The sequence below is a fragment of the Planococcus sp. CAU13 genome (assembly GCF_000775575.1).
Classification (GTDB): domain Bacteria; phylum Bacillota; class Bacilli; order Bacillales_A; family Planococcaceae; genus Planococcus.
The window spans coordinates 1-21,503 of the sequence record NZ_JRGN01000186.1 but is presented as its reverse complement, the minus strand read 5'-3'; the positions used below and the strand labels follow the sequence as shown (position 1 = coordinate 21,503).

The 21,503-nt window shown below is 47.3% G+C and carries 15 protein-coding genes; 9 read left to right on the top strand and 6 right to left on the bottom strand.

All coding sequences use genetic code 11. The annotated features are described in order from the left end of the window. The 4 genes from KW93_RS08050 to KW93_RS08035 form a co-directional block, all read left to right on the top strand. The coding region (locus tag KW93_RS08050) for a hypothetical protein (protein ID WP_081986965.1) at nucleotides 1-286 on the top strand (286 nt) is incomplete at its 5' end. Between the two features lie 189 nt (nucleotides 287-475). After that, nucleotides 476-1,291: an STAS domain-containing protein gene (locus tag KW93_RS16935; RefSeq protein WP_052131521.1), complete on the top strand. Its 816-nt coding sequence runs from the start codon at nucleotides 476-478 to the stop codon at nucleotides 1,289-1,291. 382 nt (nucleotides 1,292-1,673) lie between these two features. Beyond that, nucleotides 1,674-3,035 (top strand): M28 family metallopeptidase, encoded by a 1,362-nt coding sequence (locus KW93_RS08040; RefSeq protein WP_052131522.1) that lies wholly within the window; start codon nucleotides 1,674-1,676, stop codon nucleotides 3,033-3,035. 216 nt (nucleotides 3,036-3,251) lie between these two features. Continuing rightward, nucleotides 3,252-4,757: a phytoene desaturase family protein gene (locus KW93_RS08035; RefSeq protein ID WP_033542477.1), complete on the top strand. Its 1,506-nt coding sequence runs from the start codon at nucleotides 3,252-3,254 to the stop codon at nucleotides 4,755-4,757. Nucleotides 4,758-4,834: 77 nt separating this feature from the next. On the opposite strand, the gene KW93_RS08030 is transcribed toward KW93_RS08035, so the two are convergent. Both KW93_RS08030 and KW93_RS08025 read right to left on the bottom strand, forming a co-directional pair. Then, nucleotides 4,835-5,659 carry an STAS domain-containing protein gene (locus KW93_RS08030; RefSeq protein ID WP_033542476.1) on the bottom strand — a complete coding sequence of 275 codons (825 nt, stop codon included), beginning with the start codon at nucleotides 5,657-5,659 and terminating at the stop codon, nucleotides 4,835-4,837. A gap of 338 nt (nucleotides 5,660-5,997) precedes the next feature. Beyond that, nucleotides 5,998-7,080 carry an AI-2E family transporter gene (locus KW93_RS08025; protein WP_033542475.1) on the bottom strand — a complete coding sequence of 361 codons (1,083 nt, stop codon included), beginning with the start codon at nucleotides 7,078-7,080 and terminating at the stop codon, nucleotides 5,998-6,000. 227 nt (nucleotides 7,081-7,307) lie between these two features. Between KW93_RS08025 and KW93_RS08020 the strand changes: the two genes are divergently transcribed. From KW93_RS08020 to KW93_RS17565, 3 genes are all read left to right on the top strand, one after another. Further along, nucleotides 7,308-11,477 carry a tetratricopeptide repeat protein gene (locus tag KW93_RS08020; protein WP_033542474.1) on the top strand — a complete coding sequence of 1,390 codons (4,170 nt, stop codon included), beginning with the start codon at nucleotides 7,308-7,310 and terminating at the stop codon, nucleotides 11,475-11,477. Between the two features lie 243 nt (nucleotides 11,478-11,720). Beyond that, nucleotides 11,721-12,473: a DUF6920 family protein gene (locus tag KW93_RS08015; protein WP_052131520.1), complete on the top strand. Its 753-nt coding sequence runs from the start codon at nucleotides 11,721-11,723 to the stop codon at nucleotides 12,471-12,473. A 79-nt stretch (nucleotides 12,474-12,552) separates the two neighbouring features. After that, a complete protein-coding gene (locus tag KW93_RS17565; RefSeq protein ID WP_033542473.1) occupies nucleotides 12,553-12,735 on the top strand; it encodes a hypothetical protein in 183 nt (60 codons plus the stop codon). 68 nt (nucleotides 12,736-12,803) lie between these two features. Here the strand turns inward: KW93_RS17565 and KW93_RS16785 are convergent, their stop codons facing one another. The 3 genes from KW93_RS16785 to KW93_RS08000 form a co-directional block, all read right to left on the bottom strand. After that, nucleotides 12,804-13,790 (bottom strand): DUF2254 domain-containing protein, encoded by a 987-nt coding sequence (locus KW93_RS16785; RefSeq protein WP_442956619.1) that lies wholly within the window; start codon nucleotides 13,788-13,790, stop codon nucleotides 12,804-12,806. A gap of 11 nt (nucleotides 13,791-13,801) precedes the next feature. Then, on the bottom strand, nucleotides 13,802-14,104 hold the full coding sequence (locus KW93_RS17915) for a DUF2254 family protein (RefSeq protein ID WP_052131518.1): 303 nt from the start codon (nucleotides 14,102-14,104) through the stop codon (nucleotides 13,802-13,804). 112 nt (nucleotides 14,105-14,216) lie between these two features. Further along, entirely contained in the window at nucleotides 14,217-15,059 is an 843-nt protein-coding gene (locus KW93_RS08000) for an aldo/keto reductase (RefSeq protein ID WP_033542472.1), read from the bottom strand. Between the two features lie 368 nt (nucleotides 15,060-15,427). Between KW93_RS08000 and KW93_RS07995 the strand changes: the two genes are divergently transcribed. Beyond that, nucleotides 15,428-19,195, top strand: coding sequence for an AAA domain-containing protein (locus KW93_RS07995; protein WP_033542471.1), 3,768 nt, complete (start codon nucleotides 15,428-15,430; stop codon nucleotides 19,193-19,195). Between the two features lie 4 nt (nucleotides 19,196-19,199). Further along, nucleotides 19,200-19,973, top strand: a complete 774-nt coding sequence (locus tag KW93_RS07990; protein ID WP_052131517.1) for a hypothetical protein — start codon at nucleotides 19,200-19,202, stop codon at nucleotides 19,971-19,973. Nucleotides 19,974-20,241: 268 nt separating this feature from the next. Here the strand turns inward: KW93_RS07990 and KW93_RS07985 are convergent, their stop codons facing one another. Further along, the gene (locus KW93_RS07985) at nucleotides 20,242-21,240 is read right to left on the bottom strand and encodes a TRM11 family SAM-dependent methyltransferase (protein WP_052131516.1); all 999 of its coding nucleotides are present in this window, start codon (nucleotides 21,238-21,240) and stop codon (nucleotides 20,242-20,244) included. Between the last annotated feature and the right edge of the window lie 263 nt (nucleotides 21,241-21,503).

Genomic DNA, 21,503 nt, shown 5'->3' with positions numbered 1-21,503 from the left:
TAACAATAACTCATCCGCCGACTGGGCATTTTCTTTTGTCGTCTGGGACGATTACATCTACCGGATCGACGACGAGTATGTGGCGGAAGTGGATGAAGAAATCGGGGAAGTCACGGCTTATTCGGATATTGAAGGTACATATTCCGGGAACTTCTCGAATGAATATGAAAAAGGCACGAAGTTTTATTCCATCGAAGGCATTGGCACGGAAGAAGCGATTGCGATAGAAGAAGAGGATGGCAGATACCGTAAAGCGATCAGAGACGGCAAATATGGAGAAAGATAAAATCTCTGAAAAAGACTTCCCGTTTGGGGAGTCTATATTATTGGAATAAAATCGGTGAAGAAACCAATAGGTCCCAAAACGATTCAATGGCGATTTGGTTTTATTCGGTAAACCCCGGGGAATAAGAAAGTAAAGAGAATATATAACATTTGTACAATGAGGTATAAGTGGGATTGCGGGGACGGGTAGATGGAAAATATTCTTCATGAAATAGCTGAATTTATCGAGGAAGAAAACCAGTCATTAACAGTAAAATTATTGAAAAAGGCAACAAGGCAATTGGATCTTGAATTGACGGAAGAGCAGCAGGCAAAGCACAACGAATTACTGAAGGTTCTTTTGGAGAAAGTCGCCAAAGGCCTGTTGCTTACCCGACTGGAAACACAGGAGCTGGATCTGGATTATGACGTCGATCGCTTTTTCTACTACGACGGAACTCTGCTGAAAAATACAGTTGAAATACTCAGCTCTTTCCGGCTGCTGCTTCACCGTGAACTCCTGGAAACGGGATTGCTTCAAAGAAGCAGTGCAACGGATGTTACCTGGCTTTATCACCATTTAATCTATATTTTTGATGACGCAATCCGGAAAACGACGGCGAACTTCAATCAGGAAAACCAAAAAGTTCTTGATTCGAACGAGCAGGAAATTATGGAATTGGCTGCTCCGATTGTACCTATCAGAAGTGGAGTCGGAATCATGCCCTTGATTGGCGAGTTTTCGGACTCGCGGGCTGCTTATCTTTTAGAGGAAGTCATCCCGAAAATAGTGGAAATGAAAATCGAGCAGCTTGTAATCGACTTTTCAGGAATCCATCACTTTGATACACACGTTGCCCAGCAGATTTTTCGGATAAGGGACATTCTTCAGCTTCTTGGAATTCAGCCGATCATGACCGGCATTCGCCCGATCATTGCTCAAACAGCCGTTAGTTTGGGGATTGACATGAATGAAATGCGGACGTACAGCACGGTCAAGGAGTTTCTGGAAGTAAGTGGATATTAAAAGATCCAGGTATGTTTAAAGGATGTATAAAGATATAAAAAAATGAAACCGCAAATTGGGCTCGAGCCCAATTCGCGGTTTTTATTGTCTTGTTAAAGTCATACTATAAGGAAAAAAATCTTGTTCTGGTGTTAGGACTTAGTATCCGGTTGATTAAGAAACGAATTATAGTTCTTTAACCTTATTTTTCTGAAAATTATGTTACTTATTAACTTATTTCAATTTTAATGGAAGGATTTCAATAAGATGGAAGGGAATATCCCTAATGGCCGACAAGAGCCAAACACAATAAAGGGAGGAAGAGGATTTGAAAAAGCATGCGGGGGACAATAAACCAAAAAAATTCAAAAAAGCGTTATTAAGCTACACACTCGCAGGGGCAATGGTGCTGAGCGTTTCGCCATTCGCGCTGCCGGTGGCGGATTCGGGCACAGGCACTATCGCTTATGCCAACGGCAACTCGGGAGCGGCGCATGACCAGAAAATCGTCAACCGCGTCGATGCGGAACGGGCAATCGAGCATATCCGCTATTTGTCTGAAGAAATCGGCTCAAGGCCGGGCGGATTGGAAGGGGAAAAAGAAGCGGCTGATTATGTCGCCAACAACTTGAAGAGCCTTGGCTTTGACGTCGAATATCAATATTTCCCGGTAGCCGATCAGTATATAGGAGAAGCTGCATTCGCTGATGGCACAGTATGGGAAATGGGTGCAGCAAGCAGAGGGAAAGTCAGTTCCGACGCAGTTGAAGCCGAAGTGATTTACGTGGACGGCGGCCTTAGCCCAGCTGATTTCCCGGCGGATACAGTAGGAAAGATTGTCGCGCTGACGCGTGAATCCACTGTCGCCGCTTACCGCACGCAGGTCGATAATGCGGTCAATGCCGGTGCTGCAGGCGTCATGCTGCAGAGCGTCGTCGGCAGCCGTGGAAACTATGGATCCACATTCAATCCAAATCTCACGAAGGACTATGATGTGCCGGTTTTCGGAGCGGCGTTCATTCAGGTGGAATGGCTGAAAGAGCAGTTGGCGGAAGGGCCGGTAACGCTGAACCTGACGGCTGAACACTTCGCAGATCTGCAATCCGTCAACGTCATCGGAACGAAAAAAGCCAAATCGAAAAAAGGGGACGCTAAAGAAGTCCTCCTGACAGCCCATATGGACAGCGTAGTCGGGGCGCCTGGTGCCAACGATAACGCATCCGGAGTCGGCCTGATGCTGGAACTGGCCCGTGTGTTCAAGAGCTATAACACGGACAAGGACATGAAATTCATCGCCTTCGGTTCGGAGGAAAGAGGATTACTCGGAGCGAGATATTACGTTGATCAATTGACGCAGCCTGAGCGCGACAACATCGAAGCCGTGTTCAATCCGGATATGGTGGCAACGAGCTATGAAAAAGCTGAAAACCTTTATGCCATGACAGTGGACGGCAGCCGAAATGTGGTTACGGATTCTACAGTGGCAGCAGGAGCGCGTCTTGGTAATTCCGATATTCTTCCTGGCCAGTTCGGATCGAGTGACCATGTGCCTTTCCATAATGCGGGAATCCCTGCAGCTCTCTTTATCTGGATGGGTATCGACAGCTGGGACCCGCTCGTCTATCACATCGAGAAAGTCTACCACACGCCTCAGGACACTATTGAAGACAACGTTTCCACAGAGCGGATGCAATCTGCTTTGGACGTTATCGGGGCAGGACTCTTTGATGTTGTGCGGAAAGATGTGCCTGGATTGAAGCGTTAATGTAAACTTGTAAATGAAATAAAACTAAAACCAGCCGGTCTCTTCTTTATTAAAGGAGAGAGCAGCTGGTTTTTTATTGCGCTCCCTAATGTGCAATAACTATACAAATGCTATATATGCCAGGTTTCTTCATAATAAATGAAGGGAATAAGAAGGAGTATTGGAGTCTTCAGAAGAATCCATCTGATAGGCTGAAAAAGAAAGGCGGTACATGATATGAACTACGCCAACAAATCCGTAATCGTTATCGGCGGCGGCCTCGGAGGTTTGTCAGCTGCCATTTCGCTCGCGCAGAAAGGCTATAAAGTTTCTATATATGAAAAAAATGACCATATCGGCGGCAAAGTAAACCGCCTTGAACAGGACGGTTTTGGTTTCGATTTGGGCCCGTCCATTTTAACGATGCCGCATATTTTCGATAAGCTATTTCGGGGCAGCGGCAAGCGGATGGAAGATTATGTGCCCATCCAGCGCCTGGAACTGGAATGGCGTTCGTTCTTTCCGGACGGCACGGTGCTGGACCTCTACCACGATCTCCATTTGATGGAACGCGCAAATCCTTCATTGTCGAAAAAAGACATGAAAGAGTATTACGAGCTGTTGAAATACTCGAGTAAGATTTACCGGACGACAGAAAAAAGCTACCTGAAGCAAGGCTTTGAGTCGCCGCTTCAGGCTGTCGCACAAAATGGCATCATGTCGACGCTGATCGGCTTTGATTTGACGTCGACGATGTACAGCGCGATTGCGAAACGGATCAGCAACCCGCATCTGCGCGATATGCTGGCGTATTATGTGAAATACGTCGGGTCGTCTCCGTACAGCGCACCGGCGGTTCTCAATATGATGATCTATATGCAACATGCGCAGGGCTGCTGGTATGTGAAAGGCGGAACGCATAAACTGGCGGAGGGGCTGACGAGGCTGGCAAAAGAAGAAGGAGTTGAAATCCATACGGGCGTGGGAGTCGTCCGTGCACATACGAATAAAAAGAAACAGATTTCGGGCATTGAACTCGAAGACGGCTCTTTCAAAATCGCCGATTACTATGTCTCCAATATGGAAGTCATCCCGTTCTATAAAAAGATGGTAGACGCCGATGAAAAATTTGTCGCGAAGCTCGAGGAGAAATACGAGCCGGCGAGTTCCGGCCTTGTACTGCACCTCGGTGTGAAAAAAACCTATCCATTCCTGAATCATCACAATTTCTTCTTTTCCGAGAATCTGCACGAGCAGATGGACAAAGTTTTTGAGAAACATGAGCTGCCGGACGACCCGACGATTTATCTCGTCAACGTCAATAAAACCGATCCCACAACAGCGCCTCCCGGACACGAAAACATCAAAATTCTGCCGCACATCCCGTATATTCAGGATGAGCCGTTTACACCGGAGGATTACCGGAAATTCGAAGAACGCGTCCTCGATAAGCTGGAGCGCATGGGGCTTGAAGGCTTGAGGGAAAATATCGTGACGCGTGATCTCTGGACGCCGCATGACATTGAACGCGTCTACGGTTCGGACCGGGGAGCCATTTATGGCACCGTTTCCGATAAAAAGAGGAACGGCGGCTTCAAGCATAAAAAGCAAAGCGAACTCTATGATAATCTGTACTTTGTCGGCGGGACCGTCAACCCGGGAGGCGGAATGCCGATGGTGACGTTAAGCGGCCAGCAGGTGAGCGATAAAATTGTAAAGCGTGACGGATTAATGAAGCGCTGAAATTTAACTAAGCATAAACCGCGATCTGGAATGGTATCCAGATCGCGGTTTTTCGGATTGAAGATAAATGAGTTCGGTTAAATTACAAGATATGTTTTCAATGATTGCTGAAGCGTGCCGAATGTTTTGGTTTTCGGATCGAACTGCAGACCCAACTGGATCATTTTGCGGACCACTTCGGCGCGCAGGCCGGTGATGACCGTTTTACAGCCCATCATCGCAGTACCGTCGATGATTTTCATGAGATGGTGAATGACATCCGCTTCCATTTCGGCGATGCCCGACAAGTCGAGGATCAGGGTGTCGATATGGGATTCGCTTACTTCCATCAATACTTTTTCTTCCAGGATTGCTGTGCGGAAAGAATCTACAGCTCCAATCAGCGGCAGGATCGACACAGACTGATTGATCGGAATGATTGGCACAGACAGATTTTCCACCAGCTGTCGGTGCGCCATGATCAGCGAGTCCTTATAGGTCGAATAGCTGATGAAGAATGTGTTCAGGAATTGATCGACCCGTGTATTTACGTCATTTTCCATTGAGAAAAAGTCGAATCCGGATTTATTCAAAGTAGCATCGTTATACTGCTCCAGGAAAGTCCAAACCGTACGGCGAATGGCCTGAATCCATTCGAGTTTAAAGGACAATTCGATGGAGTGCGTAGCCCAGGCTATGCCTTCCTGCTTTGCGAATAATTTCAGTTCCTCTTCCTGCCCATCGATGATATACCCGACGACTGTGTGGGCATTCGTTACGAGATCGATGTTTCCGATCTGTAAGATTTCATCAATTTTATCTTTGACGTTAACAGCTTCTTCCAGTAATTTTTCTTCAAATGCTTCGCGATATGTATTGAAAAATGTTTTGATTTCTTCTGATTTCTGTAATGCGTCGGCCATTATTCTTCCCCCTGTAATGTTTTAAAATTTAAGAGATATTACCTATCTCTCCTAACTGTATACTACTTTTAAAAATTATCCTAGTTTAAATATTGTTTGATGGAATAAAAGATGGATCTATAAAAAGTAAATAGAAGTACCATGCATTATTACCCGTCATGACAAGCATTCAAACATTAAATCGGAAGAGAATTTTAATATTTTTTTGCTTTTATAATATTGATTGCCAATAAAAGAATTATATGCGAAAAATAATAAAAACATGCGATCCAGAAAGGAACCCGAATTGCATGAAGACAAATATTTGAGTTGAGAATATGAATAAAGCAAAAACAGTGTCAGCGAAATGCCGGGAATTTCAGACGGATCAGCCGGTAAATATTTTGAACCAGCGCTTTTCCGACCGCATACACAGGAATGACGAGAATCATGCCGATGATGCCGCCAAAACTTCCTCCTATATATAGAAGGAAAAGGATGGTTACCGGATGCACTTCGAGTTTATGGCCCATCACATTCGGTGAGATGAGATTGCTTTCGATTTGCTGGATGATGAGGATGGCAAGTCCGGTCCATACTGCCAAAATTGGTTCCTGGAAAAAGGCTACGACTATTACCGGAACGGCGCCGATGAATGGTCCGAGAAACGGAATCACGTTGGTGACCATCGATATGAGCGCCAGGATTACCGCATATTCCAGACCAAGAAGCATGTAGGCAATGAGGCTGATGGCACCGATAAACAGACAGACAATCGCCTGGCCCTGAATATAGGCGCTCAGATTTTCATCCATATCCTGTAAAATCTTCTGCCCGTCGTCATGAGAATCCTGCGGCAGGATCTTCAGGAAACTGCCGGGCAGGCGATCGCCGTCTTTCAACAGGAAGAAAAGGACGAATGGAACGATGACCAGTTTGGACGCAATACTGACAAAGCTGCCAAGAAAGCTGAGTATACTTGAGCCCATGCCGGAAAGGATGCCGGATAAATTTTCTGCCAGAGTGGATGGCTGAACTCCCGGTATGATGTCCTGTTCTTCAATAAAATGGAACCAGTCACTTTCAAGGGCCATATCGATCCAATTCTGCACTCGGTCAATTATTAATGGGAAATTATTGACCAGCGTCATGATCTGATCTGTCAATAATGGCCCTAACCACCTTCCGAGGAGGAAGATCACAATGGTGAAGAGCGCAAAAATCGACAGGATGGCCATCACTCGGCCCATCCGTTTTTCCAGCAGACGGACGAGCGGCCGGAATATGTAATAGAGAACACCGCTTGCGATGACGGTTGGAGCGAGCGTCGAAAAGATGACGCGGAATGGATAAATCAGAAACGGCATCCGGCTTGCCAGAAACAGAATGATGAGAATGAGAACAACACTGTACAGGAACAGGAACCATTTTGTTTTCGGCATGTGCTGCCCTCCCTACATTTGACTGAATCGAATTTCAGAAAAAGCCTTTTTTCCCTTATTGCCTTTAAAGCATATGGATAAACACGGATAACTGATACATAAAAATTCAACGGTTTAAAAATCCCCGCAAATATGACAAAAAACCATTGCGCCCTAGAATCTTCCAACATATAATAAATCAACCGTATTTACTGACGGGGACATGGGAGAAATGGGGTCGCAGTGAAATGAGAGCGAATGAAATTAAGACGATAGAGCAATTGATCGAGGCGATCCACAGGTTATGGGAAGCGCGGTCGATCAAACGTATGCAGCAATGGCTGGCAGAACTTGAGACAGAAGATGATTATTACAGGCTGATCCGGCTCGCGGATCAGGCGGATCTTTATAAATACAGCAACCTGCTGGCGACGCGCGCCTACAAGCGCTTCGGCACGCTTCGGCCGTTTGCGTGGTATTGCACGCGCCTGCTTGAGACAGGGAAAAGCCTCGAAGCGGAAGAGCGCATGACGGCGCGGCTTCATGGGGCAGCGGATTCGAATTTCTCAGCAGAAGAACGGGTATCGGCCCATATGCTGCTGTTCCGCGTATTCTGCCAATTGAACCGGATGCCGGAAGCGAAAGAGCAGCTGGAAAAAATCCGGGAAGCCAAAAGATTGTCATGGACGGACCTTGAAGGATTTTATTTGCTGCACAGCGGCAAATGGGATGAGGCGGAAGCGCTGTTGAAAAACGCACTGCTGGATGGAAGTTATGAACGGAATGATTATGTACACAGTTTGCTCGCCGATCATTTGTCGATGACGGGCCGCCACGAAGAAGCGCTCATGGTGCTGCAGGAAGGGCAGGCGCTCTATCCGTATAATTGGTCGTTCTGGATGGAGCAGGTGCGGCGCCTTTTCCATCTGGGACGCTATGAAGAAACGATCGGGATGATGGAAGACATCAATATGAAAAATCCATATCATGCCCACCGGGATGCCTACACATTCTTAACGGCTGAATGTTTATACAAGCTGGAAAAATGGGATGCGCTCGAAACCTGGACCGGGAATCATCAGAAGGTCCTTGAAAAGACAATCTACGGAAAAGCGGCGATTCAACGCGACTGCGTCCGCAAACAGCTGGAGCTGACGCCAAAAGTGCAGAAACTGGATTATTGCGTGCCAGCATCCTTGTCAATCATGCTTGAGGCGTTTGATCTGGAAATCGGGCAGGACGAAATCGCTTCGCATGTATTTGATGTGACGGGGTCAAAGCTGCGGACGACGATGACATATATGGAATCGCTCGGTTTGAAAGGACAGTATTTCAAAGGGACGGTTGAGCGTTATAAGCAAATGCTCGATGCAGGCGTGCCGGTGCTGCTGTCGATGCTGATCGAGAACAGTGCCCATGTACAGGTCGTGGTGGGTTACGATGACCGCCTGCAGGTCATGATCATCCAGGATCCGAATGATCAGGCACCGTTTTTGGTGGCTTATGCAGATATGTCAGACGCCTATAAAATGACGGACTCGCTCAGCATGGTTTTCGTGCGGCAGAAACAGGCTCATTTATTGGCGAAGCTTGATCTTTCAGAACATCAGTTTTACGAGCGGATGTATGAGTTTCTGGATGAAGAAGAGGCCATGGGAAGCGAGGCGTTTATCGCATTCCTGGAGGAGCACATCGAAGAGCGCTACGCGGCTGTCATCGGGCTTTCAATCCTGTTTTCCGACCAGGCAAAAGCATTGCACGGCAAATGGGTCGAGCGGCTGCGCCAGGAATTCGGGGCGGACGATGCGGAACTCGCGCTGTTGATCGCCCATATGCATTACCAGAAGAACGAATTGCCGGAAGCGCTGGCATGCCTTGCTGCAGTCAATGAAAAAAACAGCCCGTATGCGCTGTTTCTAAGAGGCGTCATCCTGATGGATCAGGATAACCCGGCGAAAGCGATGGCTTATCTGAAAGAATCGATCGAGCTGGATCATTACCAGCCGTCCGCCTACAGCCATCTTGCACGCTGTTATATGGAAGAAGGCAAAATCCATCAGGCGTATAAATGGTCACAGATCGCCATCAGTCAGCTGCCGTCGGATGTCTATGTCCGGATTACGCACAGCCTGATCCAATACGAATCCGGGGCTTACGCAAAAGCGCTTGAGCGGTTCCAAAAGCTCAGCGGGGAAAACCCGGAGGACGGCTATTTCGTCTATGAAATCGGCCGTTGCCTGCTGGCGCTGGGAGAAGAAGCGGAAGCGATTGGTTCGTTCGAGCGCTATATCGAAATGGCGCCTGCTGTGCCGTATGCTTATCTGCGGCTTGCCGAAATCCATATGGCGGCAGAAAATTGGACGAAAGCGGGCTTTATCGTCAATCAGGGGCTCCAGCATGCGGACAATAAAGATGTGCTTCATCTTTACCGTGGCCACATCGCAGTTGCGCAGGAACAATACACAAAAGCGGAAAGTGAATACCGCAAGGCGCTGGAACTCGACCCGGAGGATTTATTCGCAGTAACATTCATCGCCCACAGCCTCGTAAAGCAAAGCCGATTTGCGCCGGCTGTGGCACTTCTGGAACAATACGCGGACAAAGGCGATGCTGCATATTTTATCCGTTCATCGACGATGCTGTGGGAAGAATGGCCGGAATATGCCGGTCAGGAGCAGGCGGCGACGCTTTTGGAGAAAGGGCTCGAAAAGAAAGAACTGGAATATTATCAGGATATGGTTTTGCAATACGCTGATTTCGGCAGCCATCCACTGTTCCGCAACCGTGTATTGAACCGTTTCAAGGAATTGCGGAAAGGCGGAAGCGATGCAACGATGCTGTGCACCGAAGGGCAATTGCATGAACGGGCCGGCAACATCCGCTTTGCGCGTACACTTTATGAGCAGGCGCTGGAGATTGAGCCCAGTGCACAGGCCCATTTCCAGATCGGGATGATGGAAGTTGAAGTGGATCGTTTGGCAGAAGCGATTCCACATTTTATTCGCAGTGCGGAACTTGATCCTTCGAATTCAGCGGTGCGTGAAGCCCTGATCAAAACCTATACGGCAAAAGAAGACATTCCTCGTGCTTTTGCGGCGGCGCTGCAATTATTGCAGAACGATCCGCTCGAGCTCGATTTCAAGGAATTGTTCGAACTGGCGGTGACGGAGGAATCAGTCAAGGCGATTGCGAAGACGCTTGATGCGGTTGCGGACCAGGTGCCGGAAGAATGGCTTTTGGTAGGCAAGGCGCATTGTGCGGAAAAAGAAGACCGCCTGAAAGAAGCGGAAGAGTTGTTTGAACAGGCAAAAGCGCTGAACGGGGCGTATCCGTCCTATTATCAGCATGCTGAATTTTGTGTGCGCCGCGGGCAGTTGAAGCGTGCTGCACTGTTATTGGAAGAACTGATTGCCGAGCGTCCGGAAGACGAACGGCTTTACGGGGAATATGTGCGGATTCTGGTGGAAACGGGCAAGTCGCATGACATCAGCCGGCGTCTGCGGAAACGTTTGAGAGGCGAACAATTGGCGCTCGCTGAAATGTACAGCGCCGATGAACTGGTCCAGCAATTTACGGAAATCGAAGCGGCCGAAGAAGAAACGAAAAAGAGCATTTTCGGAAAGATGTTGCATAAAGCTCAGCAGCTTCGCATGATTTCGACGATCATCACGCTTTACGAGGAGTCGGCCAAGCGGATGCCTGACAACGAATTGCCGGTTATGCGACTCGCTGCACTTTACCTGGACCGGGAAATGGCGAAAGAAGCACTTGAAGAACTCAAGCCGTTTGTAAAACGGAGCGGCAATTATGAGGCGGCGGCACTAGAGATGCAGGCGACGCTCAAGCGGGCAGAAGAAAAAGATTCGCCGAAACTGTTCCAGAAAGTGATTGACCAGGGACAGGATCTGCACAAAAAGCAGCCAGCCGATGCATCGGTGCTCCTGGTATTGGGAGACGCCTATGCAGCAAAAGGCGAAGTTGAGCTGGCGATTGACCAATACGAACACATCATTCATCTGGAGCCGTTTAATGCCGAAGCCTATATTCGGGTGTTCAATGTGCTTGCTGAACATCAGCCGGCGGAAGTCGAGGCGTTTGCGGAACGCATACCGGAAGAGCTGCAAGACCATGAATGGATTCGCCTGACCCGGGCAATCAGCTGCATGACGATGAACAAAGCGGCAGCGGCACACGATATTCTAGGGGCGTTAAAAACTGATGAACCTGAATTTTTGCCGGGCTTTTATGAACTGGCGCGCTGTGAAATGATGCTGGGCAATAAAGCGGCGGCACTTTCAACGCTGGGTGAGTTGTTCGGGAAAGAGGATGGACTGCTGTTTTTGGAGACGATCGGGGAAGAGCCGGTGTTTGAAGAAATTTATGATGACATTGATGAACTGGTCGGGGAATTGGTGTAGGGAAATAACCGAAAGGCGCACTTATTATGAGGTGCGCCTTTTTTGTGTTCAAAACAGCAAAATTATGCAAAAATGATACATTATTTATATAAAAACGGGGTATTTATTTTATAACAACATGTCTAACTGGAACAGCTGTGATTTCTATTCCAATAGAAAATAGTTTCCCTGGATTCTGAGTCTCCGCTTTACTTTATTGCCGTAAAACCACCAAAGGCTTTCAAAGGTAAAGGAGTGACAACTATGATAGAAAAAACTAGCTATGACAAGCCCTCCGCTCCTGGAATCCAACCCGAAACCGAGGCCGTAACGATGGAATCGCTGCCGCCAGTGGTGAGAAACTGGCTCTATGCGACTGGCGCTGTCGGCCATGACCCGATTCGTTGTGTGCGCCTGAAACAGACTGGAACGATGAAATTGAAGCCGGAGCAGAAAGACTGGACCTCCTCTGAATCTGAACAAATCTGTTTTCCCGATTCGCCGGCTTTTCACTGTAATATTAAGATGAAGATGGGAAAGGGCTTGTTCGTCACGAGCCAGGACCGTTTCGCGAAAGGCAAAGGCAGCATGTGCATCAAACTTGCCGGCATCGTGCCGATTTCCACGGTGATGGAAAATGCCAAGATTGACCAATCGGCGCTGCAGCGTTATTTGATGGAGCTGGGCTGGTATCCATCCGCGGCGCTGAACCCCTATATTTCCTGGGAGGAAGTGGACGATTTGACGGCCACAGCGACGATAAAACATGCCGGACTGTCGGGGTCTGCAACGTTCTATTTTGATGGACATTTTGATTTAGTGAAAGTCGAGGCCTGGCGCTATAAGGACAGTGATGAAAATGCGCGTCCGCTGTTATGCACCGTCACCGTCACCGAAACCCAATGGGTGGATGCTTTGAGAATTCCGGTGGCCATCGACATTACCTGGCAGCTCGAAGATGGACCATTTACATGGTATCGGTTCAAAGTGCATTATATCCGGTTTAATGTGTTATGAGGATTTAGACATTTGAAGGCAGAAAGGTTATGCTTAACCCAGTTCTGCTCATCTTTCACAGAGCGGGGCGGACGGAAGGATGATCAGCATGGCATTTTTGGACAAACTGAACGCATTGAAAGACAAGTCGATCGAAAAAGGCAAAGCACACTGGGAAGAAAACAAAGACGACTACATGGAAAAAGCATCGACTTATAAAGACAAAGCCATGGAAATGAAAGATGATGTGGCCAATAAAATCAAAGAGAAAACAAAAAAATAAAAGCGCTGCAGATTAAGACCCCGAAGGCCGGACACTTGTAAAAGTGATCCCATCCGGGGTTTTTCGTTTTAAGTTTCTTCTCTTGAAATAAGGTTTATCCTTTTCTGATTGGTCATATCTGCTAAGTCGTCAACTTTCTGCTGCAGATATTCACGGTCCATTTTCCTCATGGTGCTGCAGTCCAGTCCATCGAGGATATATTTTTGGAGTTCCCATAAAGACTCATGCCGCATGGAAGGGGCACTTTTCGCTGCCCCTTTCAAAGCGTCGGTCATATAGGCCAAAACCGAGATATCGCCTTTTCCATATTTGGAAATTTGATAGAATGTTTCATATAAAATAGTTTTATAAGAAGAAAAATCATACAGCACTCTTTGTTGGTCTTTTGAATCGGTCATCACCCAGCCATGGGTCTTCAATTTTCCCATCTCGCCAAGCAGCCTGCCGACTCGCAGAAGGATGTCGTTGGCGGTATTTGGATCATTTAATGAAGGGGAAATGGCACGTATCGCAACTTCAATCAGCTTTTGAACCGCATAGCCGAGATCCTGCTCGACTGTCCTTTCGTTGCCGATTTTATAAAATTCACTCAGATTTTTATTCTGTATCTTATTTTTATGGATATGCATAACAGGTCCGTCTTTATATATATAATCCCCGGTTTTCACGACAAGTTCAATTTCAATGTCCTGTTTCTCGGCGAGTTTCACCAGGTTAACAAGATCGATAAACTGAACATAACCTTCGGAGTCCGCTGTTACTGTATGTGTTTTATTTCCGGGCTCCCATTTATCCATTGATACATATTTCTCTTCCTGTAATTTCCGATAATTATAAATCACTTTTTCTGCGTCGGTGGTCAATTTATTCACCAATGCAGTCACTTGCACATTCGAAGAAACAAAATGGATGTAATAGGCAAAAGCTCCGACACACAGGAAACCGATTAAAATCCCGATGCTCGGGGTCAGCACTTCATGGCCGAACGTTTTGTCCTGCATGAAAAGCAATGACATGGCTGCATAGGCAAATCCGCCAAGAAAAATGCCGAGAATTGTTCGTGTAGTTAACCAAGGGAAAAAATTTCCGGGGTTCGCGGAGAGAATTGTGCGGAGTAGGTGGTCAGGACGACCAGAACCGTGGAAAATGTAAAAGTCGTCATTGTCAGAATGGCGGCCGCTAAAATTCCCAAAATATCTTTTCCAAGTTCGACATTCACCAGAAGAATCGGGGGAATATAATCAATGATTTTTCCGACCAGCAGAAGATCCAGATAGAAGCTTGCAATGGATAAAAGTATGGCAGATAAGCTTAGTAGCGCAGGAATCAACCAAATTTTCTTTTTGAAAAAAAAGAAATTGGGCTTCATATTAACACTTCCTTTCATCTGCTGTTTAGCATTTGATTACCCGCTATTTTCAGAAACAAACGCCATATAAAAGAACAGGCGCTTCCTTTTACAAGGAAAGCGCCTGCTGTAATCAAAAGTCGAAATTATCCGGATCGGCTCCGCATCGTTTGTTTTGGTTCAGCGCGGAAATCCGGTCCATGTCTTCAATCGACAACTCGAAGTCAAAAATCGAAGCGTTCTCAATGATGCGCTGTTCGTTTATCGATTTAGGAATCGTCACCACACCAGTTTGCAGATCCCAGCGCAGAATAACCTGCGCAACCGATTTGCCGTATTTTTCACCAATCTCTTTCAATAAAGGCTGATCCAGTAATTCACCCGCCATCAAAGGAGACCAGGCCTCCATTTGAATCCCCTGTTCTACACAGAAAGCCTGAACTTCTTTTTGCGTCAGGTATGGATGGTATTCGATTTGATTGACCATCGGTTTTATTTCCGCGTCTGCCAGCAGGTCTTTCATGTGATGGACATGGAAATTGCTGATGCCGATCGCTTTGACACGGCCATCGTTATAAAGCTTCTCCATGGCTTTCCATGTGTCTTTATATTTGCCTACGACGGGCCAGTGGATCAGGTAAAGGTCCAAATAATCCAGGCCAAGGCGCTCAAGGCTCGCTTCATATGCCTCAAGCGTGGATTCATAGCCCTGATCCGCATTCCATACTTTTGAAGTGATGAACAGATCTTCCCTTGAAATGCCGGCTTCTTCAATTCCCTCGCGGATTCCCTGCCCGGTCGCTCGTTCATTTTGATAAATGGCTGCCGTATCGATGCTGCGGTAGCCATATTTAATCGCTGTTTTTACGGCAGTGACCAGTTCCTGCCCTTCTTTCACCCTGAAAACACCCAATCCGAACCATGGCATTTCAGCGCCGCTCTGCAATATGACTACATCCTGTAAACTTTTCTCCAATATTCAGCACCTCCTGTTTTGTGAAAATAAAGCGGATCATCTTTTCGCTGTAAAAATGGCGAACATTTTTCCATACCCGATAACAGGACAGATGCAAACAGGGATATCATGTTCATTTAGAAATTAATTCTATCTGATTTTGTAAAAAGCCCTTTATCAGCGATTTTCTGGAGCTTATCAGCGATTTTCATAAAACAGAGCAATTCGAATAGAAGAGAAATAAACAAAGCATTTCCTATTTTCAGTATTGATTTTCATGTAATGGCATGCCCTGATAGATGCTATAATCAGAAGATATCAGAGTGACTCAGGAATATTATTTCAAGGTTTTCCGAATTGATTTTCCAGCTCCAAGAACAGGTGATTAAATGGTACAGGCATCTCAGAATACATATAAAACATCATTGCGGCTTACCAACACCGCTTCAGAAAAAATGAGAGGGTTCGGCATCAGCGAACGCTCATTTTTTAATGGAATAAAACCTTTTAAGGTGTTCATGGAGCGCTATCCGACAGGTGAGGACGGCTCGCTTTCGGTTGCTTTCTTCTTCGGACCCGAAGACAGCGGCCGGCTCATGGGCGGTGCCGGTGACCAATTGATCGTTCTCCACTGCGTGTTCCGCAATCACAAGCTGCTGGCCGTGAATGTGACGCTGCGAAAAGCCCAGCACGCGCTCGGCACAAACTGGCTGCGGGAAGAATCTGTCGTCTTCACGGATTCTCGTGAAGCAGTCCCGGTGGCATTCATCAATATGATCAACCGGATGACGCCGGCGAAAGAGCGTTCCGACTATGTGAAAAAACGGATTTCGAGCTGGGAAGGATATTTGAAGATCCAGGAGCAGGGCATGGACATTCCCGATATCAAATCGGTGTATTCGACGCTGTCGTTCAGCCATGACTTCAGCCGCATCACGCTTACAGGCTGCCGGATGGAAGACAAGGAATGGAAGGAACTGCGCGGCTTGAGCGTCCGGCTGACCGGAATCGACGGGGACGTCGGTACGGTATTGAAAACATCAAACCGGAATATTGAAGTCGAATTAAATACATACATCATCAAACAGCTGCGTGAAAAAGGGCAGTCACTTGCCAAAAAAGAAGTGGTATTCAGTAATTTTGCAGCGCTCAGCCAGATCCGCAGGCTGCGCCATGGCTTCACGAACCTGGAAAAAGGATTGGCTGTGAATCCACAGCTTGACCGCCTGTTATTCGAGGAAAAGCCGAATGTTGCACCGCTGAAAGAGCTGGAGAAGCTGACGTACCACAACCGGCTGAACGACTTTCAGCAAAAAGCGGTGTCCGGTGCGATGGCAGCGGAAGATCTGTATGTCATTCAAGGGCCGCCGGGAACGGGCAAGACGACCGTCATTTCGGAAATATGCCTGCAGAATGCGAAGAAAGGCTTGCGGACGCTTGTCGCTTCCCAGTCGAATCTGGCTGTGGACAATGCGCTCGGCCGATTGCTCGCCAATAAAGACATCCGTATTCTACGCGTCGGCCGCACGGAGAGCATCGAAGAAGACGGCAAGAAGTTCATCGAAGAAAATGTCGGCCAGTATTGGAAGGATAATACCTTAAAAGAAATAACGGCTCAATACGAAGCGCGCAGCGTGCGAGAAGCGGAAGTAGCTGAGCAACTGGAAGCGACGGAACAGGCGTACGCTGAATTGCAGCCCATTTTTGAAAGCCAGAAAAAAGCAGTAGCCGATAAAAGAGATGCAGCAGAACAGTTGAAAGAAATTGAATTGCAATGGAATAAAGAACAGGAAAAGTTCCAGGCATTCGATGTGCAAAAAGAACAGTCGCTGAAAGAAGCTCAGAACAGCGAGCAGAAATTGGAGAAACTCGCGTCTTTTATTGATGTCAATAAAAGGCTTCTTGAAAGCGGCAGAAATGAGCAATGGTTCCGAAAAGAACGGGAACGGGCGGAAAGCGCGATTCAGCAGCTCCAACAGGTTCGCGGGCTGAAAAGACTCGAAGAACAAATAGCAGAAAAGAAATTGGAGATGGCAGCGGCTGCCGACAAGCGCAACCAAGTGGCGGCAACGATGGTTGGCAAAAAAAATGCGCTTGAAGCGATCGACAGCGTAAAAAAAGTGGATGGCCTGCTGCAGATCATGGCGGAGCAGAAAATCGAAGAAACGACGGCGATGACGTATTCGCTCGGCAAACTGGACATGATCCGCGACAAAATCGCTGAACGGAAACAGCTTGAAAAGATCAATGAAAGTTTATCGGCGGCGATTGCGTACAGTGAGAAATTGCTGGCACCGGCCGGAATTTCGATGGACAGCCTGAAAAAGGCTGCCCTATCGTCGGGCGAAGCTTTTACAGTTTCCGACATTGAACAATTTATCGGCAAGCTGCGCGTTTTCCTGAAGAATACGAAAAGCATCGAACCGGCCGTTCTCGCAAAAGCGCTCGGCGGATTGTACAAGCGGCAGAACGAATTGTGGCGGAGAGGGCAGATGCTTAAGCCTTTCGATATTTACATGGATAATTCCCGGCAGGCTTTCCAGGAATTGAAAAAAATGCTCGGTCTGGAGCTGTTGAAACTGCAGCAGCATTACGCTTCTCTCGACATCAAATGGTCGGCGGAACTGGACAAGATGCAGCAGGCTGTCAATACGCTTGAACAGCAAACAAAAAAATTGCCTGCCGATTTCGATCTCCCATCAGATATAGAAGGAACCATTGAAAAACTGAAAGCGGAACTTTCTATGCTTGAAAAAGAAGAAGCTTCCTTTAATCAGGCCGCCGAGCGGTTGAAAGAACTTGAAGCGGAACAGCTGGAAGAAACGAAATCACTCCAAACCATCCAAGTGAGAATCACCGAAATCCAGACGGTGCTGGATGGTGTGATGGAGCAATTGGCAAGCACCCGGAAAAAGCGGGAAGCATTGGAAGAAATCCTGTCTTCCAACCCGGAAGCCGACTATGAACAGACGGCGAAACAGATTGCGAGTCTGTCATTCGATAAGGAATCGCTCAAGCAGGAACAGAAAGACCTGCCTTTATTGCAGACGATCCAGAAGAAATGGCTCGAATTATTGGAGAGCGCAAATGACCACGATCTGGACGAAATCCGGAAGCTCTATATCAAGCACGCGAATGTCATCGGGACGACGTGCGTCGCTTCGGCCCGTAAGGATTTCATCGACAATTACCCGGTGTTTGATGTCGTGATCATCGACGAAGTGTCGAAAGCGACGCCGCCGGAACTGCTGCTGCCGATGCTGAAGGGCAAGAAGATCATTCTTGTCGGCGACCATCATCAGCTGCCGCCGCTGCTCGGCAATGATACGCTGGAAGAAACGCTCGAGGCGATGATCCAGGAAGACAACGGTTTTGAAGAAAAGCGCGAACTCGAAAAACTGCTGGAAGAATCGCTGTTTGAACGGCTGTATAAAAACCTGCCGGAAACGAATAAAACGATGCTCGCCATCCAGTACCGGATGCACGAAGACATCATGGAGACGATTTCACCGTTCTATCAATTTGATAATGACAAATTACGATGCGGGCTTGAGGATTCGGATGCAGAGCGCGACCACTTCCTCGAGTCACCTGGCATTAAACGCAGCAATCATTTGATGTGGCTCGACCTGCCGAATGAACCGGCGTATTTTGAAGAGCGCATGAGCGGCGGGAAAAGCTTGTATAATCCGGCTGAGCTGCAGGAAATCAGCCGCATGCTGGTGGAAATGAACAACGCAGTGGCAGATGCAAAAGCGGCGGGACGGATTGAAGCAGATGAATTGAAAACTATCGGCGTCATTTCGTTTTACGGTGAACAAGTGAAACGGCTGCAGCGCATGATCGACCAGGAATTGCGCCTGCCGCATTTAGTGATCCGGACAGGAACGGTCGACCGGTTCCAGGGCAGTGAGATGGAAATCATCCTCTTGAGTATGGTGCGCAATAATCAGAACACGCACGGCGATATCGGTTTTGCCAAAGATTACCGACGACTGAATGTAGCCCTGTCACGCGCCAAGCAATTGCTGGTGCTGATCGGCAGTTCGGACATGTTTACGAAACGCGCGAAAAAAGAAGAAACGAAACGGATGTACCGGCATGTGCTGGGCACCGTTGAACAGAAAAACGGCTTGAGATTGCTGCAGAAGGGGTGAGCGGATGGAACAACTGAAAAAGAAATTGAGTGCAAGTCTCACCGCAAACCCGGACGTGATGATTTTGAAAAGCGACGCGTGGCAATTGCCGGTCAGCGTCAATGAAGTCTCGTATGGGCGTCTAAAACGCTTGAAAATGGATATCCTCATGAAGATGCTGCTGTTCGCGTTTCAGGAAACCGACATCCGCAGGGCTGCCGCTTTGGCGGACATGCTTGCAGTGGAAGAATTGTTCATCAGCGATTTGATCCATAAAATGAAAAGCACAGGTTTGATCGCTCTTGGTAAGAAAGGCTACGTGCTGACTTCCAAAGGGTTTGATTATTTGGAAAAAGGGATTTTCGAAGAAGAGCTGGATGACGGGCAGGCGATAATTGCCTTTAGTGAGAGCCACGGGGACTACCGGTTGGCTGAGATGGACGGTCAATCGGAGGCAGCAGACCTTCCGTTGTTCCGTTACGCCGCAGACGGAGAGCCGGATTCCGACCGCATGTACGAATTGCTGTCGAGGGAAATGGACGCTGCCGAAGAGAATTTCCAGCTCATTGTTTCGGGCATTAAAGAAGTGACGGAAAAAGAGGCAATCCACATTCCCTGCATCGAGTTTCAATTGTATGACCGCAAACAGGATCTGTTCTTTTCGAGGGTTTGGAATACAGGCTCGAAGTTATGGGATGAAGCGCTTGAAAAAGCGATTGAAGAGCGGGAATTGATCGAGTGGCGCAAGGCGGTGGAGAATGAGGAAACAGAAAAGACGTCCGTTCTTCAAAATGGATAAGAAAAACGTGGTCCCAAAATTCCGGGACCACGTTTTTGTGTGGTTTTTTCGCTTTTCGTTTACGAAAAGCATGGATTATATGTTATGTCTTCTGATTTTGATTGAAGTGAAGTCTACCCTTATGCAAAATAGACTGTTTACATGACTTTTTCTATGATTTTTTAAGCGTCTTGGCAGATATCTGCATTCGCCATTCATTCGCCAAAATGTATAAATCAAAAAGGAGTGGAAACAACTGCCGTTTCCACTTCATGTTTATTCCTGCTTATCATGCCTGCTTTAAGTCATCCATGCTATTTAAAGAGGGATTGGTCCGCTCACAAACCAGTATTTCCCGCAGGAATAAACTCTTTTTCGCGATGCAGCGATCGGTAATCTTAAAGCCCGCGTCTTGAATCATGTGGTCAATCGGTTCAATGGTGACAACCAGCAGTTTTTCAGCGAAAGGATGAGCATCTTTTAAAATTCCCTGCTGTTCCTCTGGTGTTGCATGCGTATACAAATTATAAGGCATATCGATAATTGCGACATCGTATTGCTGGGTAATATCAGCGATTGGCCCCAATTCGACCGTTCCGGCCAATCCGAAATGGGCGATATTTTCTCTCGAACCATCAACGACGAGCGGATTGATATCCCGGCCGACAATATCGATTCCCATCGATAGGGCCTCGACCAACACGGTTCCGATACCGCAGCATGGATCAATCGCTTTAACACCCGTAGGATCCGGTACCGCAATATTGGCGACAGCGCGTGCCACTTTCGTGCTAAGCGCCGTGGAATATTCCCGCGGTTTCTGTTGATGGCGGAACCAAATGGACTCGCTCAGTTGATACATTCCGAAATACCAACGGCCCCGGAATGGAATCAGGCCGAATGTGATATCAGGATCATGGACGTCAGCGCGTCCCGTGATAACAGCACCAATCTGCCGTTCAATATTGCGTTTTTCCGTATATTCCACTTTATCAGCCAAAGCCAGGTCATTGATCTTCGGGAAAATCACTTTAAAAGTGGCTGTTTCCATATCAATCCGGGAAGCCATTTCTATGATTTCCGGCAGTTCAGCCGTTTCAAACAACACTTCCAGCCGCTCCTTGATGAACGGGCTTCTGCTCGGATCAAAACCAATCTCACTTTTTATGATTTTCTCTTCTGTATCCTTGTCGAAAAAAGCCCGCATTTCCAAATGGCATAATTCTGTCTCATCTTGATGGTAAGCGTATGTATATATAAATTCACCCGTAGGCGTTAATTGTTTCAATGGATCCCGTCCTTCTTTATGTACTATAACTAAGCTTATACCATCAACCACAAAGGAGCACGTTTATTTCTTCACTTTATTCGATAATAGAGGGGAAAGGAAATAAAGGGCGGCAGATTTCCGGATTCGGCTGCCTTAAAGCGTCGTAAACCTATCGGCAAGCCGGCGAACGTTCGTAGAGTGTTTTGGTATGTTTACGAACGTTTTTGCGGCTGTATTTTGAAGAAATTTTAAGCGTTCGTAAAAGTGTACTTTTACGAACG

Coding starts and splice junctions, on each gene's coding strand:
- KW93_RS08025 (WP_033542475.1), bottom strand. CDS start 7,080: ATGCCGAAAACAAAATGGTTCCTGTTCCTGTACAGTGTTGTTCTCATT.
- KW93_RS07990 (WP_052131517.1), top strand. CDS start 19,200: ATGGAACAACTGAAAAAGAAATTGAGTGCAAGTCTCACCGCAAACCCG.
- KW93_RS07995 (WP_033542471.1), top strand. CDS start 15,428: ATGGTACAGGCATCTCAGAATACATATAAAACATCATTGCGGCTTACC.
- KW93_RS08040 (WP_052131522.1), top strand. CDS start 1,674: ATGGTGCTGAGCGTTTCGCCATTCGCGCTGCCGGTGGCGGATTCGGGC.
- KW93_RS08015 (WP_052131520.1), top strand. CDS start 11,721: ATGATAGAAAAAACTAGCTATGACAAGCCCTCCGCTCCTGGAATCCAA.
- KW93_RS08030 (WP_033542476.1), bottom strand. CDS start 5,659: ATGGCCGACGCATTACAGAAATCAGAAGAAATCAAAACATTTTTCAAT.
- KW93_RS08035 (WP_033542477.1), top strand. CDS start 3,252: ATGAACTACGCCAACAAATCCGTAATCGTTATCGGCGGCGGCCTCGGA.
- KW93_RS08020 (WP_033542474.1), top strand. CDS start 7,308: ATGAGAGCGAATGAAATTAAGACGATAGAGCAATTGATCGAGGCGATC.
- KW93_RS17915 (WP_052131518.1), bottom strand. CDS start 14,104: ATGAAGCCCAATTTCTTTTTTTTCAAAAAGAAAATTTGGTTGATTCCT.
- KW93_RS16935 (WP_052131521.1), top strand. CDS start 476: ATGGAAAATATTCTTCATGAAATAGCTGAATTTATCGAGGAAGAAAAC.
- KW93_RS17565 (WP_033542473.1), top strand. CDS start 12,553: ATGATCAGCATGGCATTTTTGGACAAACTGAACGCATTGAAAGACAAG.